Source organism: Micromonospora yasonensis, from assembly GCF_026013475.1.
GTDB classification, from domain to species: Bacteria; Actinomycetota; Actinomycetes; order Mycobacteriales; family Micromonosporaceae; genus Micromonospora; species Micromonospora yasonensis.
Window position 1 is genome coordinate 1 of record NZ_JAPDPH010000378.1, and the last position, 3,595, is coordinate 3,595.

Consider the following 3,595-nt stretch of genomic DNA (forward strand, 5'->3'; position numbering starts at 1 on the left):
CCACCGACCCTGCCCGTGGTCAGCAACGTCACCGGACAACTCGCCACCACCGAACAGCTCACCGACCCCGACTACTGGGTCCGACACATCCTCGCCCCCGTCCACTACGCCGACGGCATCACCCACCTCCACGACCAACACGGCGTGCGGACCTTCGTGGAACTGGGCCCGGACGCCACCCTCACCGCACTCCACCGGCAGACGCTGGCCGACGCCGTCGCCGTACCCGCCCTGCACCGGAAGCGGCCGTACCAGCACACCCTTCTCGCGGCGGCCGGCACCGTCGGCGGTCGGCCGGCCGGCGTCGACAACCACCTGGACCTGCCCACCTACCCGTTCCAGCACACCCGGCACTGGCTGGTGACCGCGGCCGCCGCCCGCCCCGCCGACCTCGGGCTGCGGCCGAGCACCCACCCGCTGCTCGGTGGGCGGCTCGACCTGGCCACCGACGCCCGGACGATCCTCACCGGACGGCTGTCGCTGGCCACCCATCCGTGGCTGGTGGACCACACCATCGCCGACCGATGCCTGCTGCCCGCCACCGCCCTGGTCGACATGGTGCTGCACGCCGGCGCGGCCGGCGGACATCCGTACCTGGACGAACTGACCCTGCACAGCCCGCTGGTGCTGCCGGCGGACGGCGCGGTGGAGGTGCAGGTCGTCGTCGCCGAGCCGACGGACGGACACCGGACGGTGGCGGTGCACTCCCGCCCGGCCGGGGAGACCGACACTGCGTGGACGATGAACGCCGCGGGCCGGCTGACCACGACCGCCACGGCCGGTGCGGCGGAGTGGCCGGCCCCGTGGCCGCCGGCCGGGGCCAGTCCGGTGGAGGTGGCCGGCCTGTACGACGAGCTGGCCGGGCTGGGCTACCGGTACGGGCCGGCGTTCCAGGGCCTGCGCCGGGCGTGGCGCGCGGGCGACGACCTCTACGCGGAGGTGACGCTGCCCGAGGGCGTCCGGGTCGGCGTGGACCGGTTCGGCGTACACCCGGCGTTGCTGGACGCGGCGTTGCACGTCCTGGGCGTGACCGACGACGTGCGCGACGGCGTATGGCTGCCGTTCGTCTGGTCCGGGGTGCGCCTGCACGCGACCGGGGCGACCTCGCTGCGGGTCCGCCTGTCCCGGCCCGCGCCCGACCGTGCCGAGCTGGCCGTGTACGACCCGGCCGGGCAGCCGGTACTGGCGGCCCGGTCGCTGGTGCTGCGCGAGATACCGCGCCAGGCCACTGGTCCGGCGGCGACGCGGCTGGATCCGCAGTGGCTGCTGCACCTGGACTGGCCGGTCCTCGCCGGCGTCGAGGTGGCAACCGACGCGGCCGGGGAGCCGATCTTCGCGGCGATCGGCGTCGACGAGGCCGCCGCCGACCTCCTGCGCCGGGCCCTCCCGGCCGTACGGGTCGCCGACTCGCCGGAGGCCGCGTGCGCCATCGGGGCGAAGGCCGTGGTGGTGCCGTGCTGGACGGCCGGCGACGACGAGCCGGACGCCGACGTGCTGGGCGCGACGCACCGGTTGACCGAGTCGCTGCTGCTGCGGTTGCGGGAGTGGCTGGCCGAGGACGCACGGGCCGAGACCCGGTTGGTGGTGCTGACCCGGGGTGCGGTGAGCACCGGTGTCGACGACCGGATCAGCGACCTGGCCGGGGCCGCCTGCTGGGGCCTGGTGCGCTCCAGCCAGACCGAGCACCCGGACCGGATCACCATCGTCGACCTCGACCCGGCCGCTCCGGACGACCTGGCCGGACTGCTGTCCCGGGCGGTGGGATGTGGTGAGCCGCAGGTGGCGATCCGGGACGGCCGGCTGCACGTGCCCCGCCTGGCGCCGGCCCACACGTCGGCGGGTCTGCCGCTGCCGAACGAGGACACCTGGCGGTTGGAGACCACCAGCGGCGGAAGCCTGGACAACCTGCGGCTGACACACTGCCCCGACTACGCCGCCCCGCTGCAGCCCCACCAGGTCCGGGTCCGGCTCCACGCCGGCGGCGTCAACTTCCGCGACGTCGTGGTCGCCCTCGGCATCGTCAACGACCCCCGCCCCATCGGCGGCGAAGGCGCCGGCACCATCACCGACATCGGCACCGCCGTCACCGACCTACACATCGGACAACAGGTGATGGGCCTGTTCAACGGCATCGGCCCCACCGCCGTCACCGACCACCGACTCGTCACCCCCATCCCCGACGGATGGACCCTCACCCAGGCCGCCACCGCCCCCATCGCCTACCTCACCGCCCACTACGCCCTGCACGACCTCGCCCACCTCCAACCCGGCGAACACCTGCTCATCCACGCCGCCACCGGCGGCGTCGGACAAGCCGCCATCCACTACGCCCGCCACCTCGGCGCCCACATCCACACCACCGCCCACCCCACCAAATGGCCCACCCTGCACCGCCTCGGCATCACCCACCCCCACCTCGCCAACTCCCGCACCCTCGACTTCGAGGACCACTACCGCACCCACACCCCCGGCATCGACATCGTCCTCAACAGCCTCACCGGCGAACACCTCGACGCCAGCGGACGCCTCCTCACCCCCGGCGGACGCCTCATCGACATGGGCAAGACCGACATCCGCGACCCACACACCTGGGCCACCAACCACCCGCACACCACCTACCAGGCCTTCGACCTGATGGACGCCGGCGAGAACCACATCGCCGCCAGCTACCAGCACCTCAGCCGCCTCTTCCAGGACGGCACCCTCCCACCGCTACCCACCCGCAGCTACGACATCCGCCACTCCCCCCAGGCCTTCCGCTACCTCGCCAACGCCCGCCACACCGGCAAAATCGCCCTCACCCTCCCCCCACCGGCCGCCGTGACGCCCCGCGAACCCACCGCAGCCGCCACCCGTCGCGGCACCACCCTCATCACCGGCGGCACCGGCACCCTCGCCCAACACGTGGCCGCCCACCTCATCACCCACCACGACGTCCACCACCTCCACCTGCTCAGCCGCCAAGGCCCCCACCACCCCGACACCACCCACCTCGTCCACCAACTCACCGGCCTCGGCGCCACCATCACCATCACCCGCTGCAACACCACCGACAAAGACCAGCTCACCGCCGTCATCGACCACATCGACCAGACCGGACACCCCCTCACCAGCGTCATCCACACCGCCGGAACACTCCGCGACACCACCCTCACCAACCTCACCCCACCAGACCTCCACACCACCCTGAACCCCAAGATCGACACCGCCTGGCACCTCCACAACGCCACCAGGAACCGCCCCCTCACCCACTTCGTCCTCTTCTCCTCCAGCTCCGGGACCATCGACACCCCGGGTCAGGGGAACTACGCGGCGGCCAACGCGTTCCTCGACGCGCTGGCCCAGCACCGCCGGGACCTCGGCCTGGTGGCGACGAGCACCGCGTGGGGCTACTGGACGCAGCGGACCGGCATGACCGGCCATCTGACCGAGGTGGACCGGGCCCGGATGGCCCGCGCCGGCAGCCTCGGCCTGGCGACCGAAGAAGGACTCGCCCTCCTCGACGCCGCCCTCACCCACACCCACCCCACCCTCGCCCCCGTCAAGCTCCACCTCCCCACCCTCCGCAACCAGCCACGCGTACCCGCGATCCTCA

At 73.1% G+C, this 3,595-nt stretch carries 1 protein-coding gene; it reads left to right on the forward strand.

What is annotated here, in order from left to right; translation table 11 throughout:
* Positions 1 to 15: 15 nt before the first annotated feature.
* A partial coding sequence (locus ONA70_RS35290) for an SDR family NAD(P)-dependent oxidoreductase (RefSeq protein ID WP_265010817.1) occupies positions 16 to 3,595 on the forward strand: 3,580 nt, incomplete at its 3' end.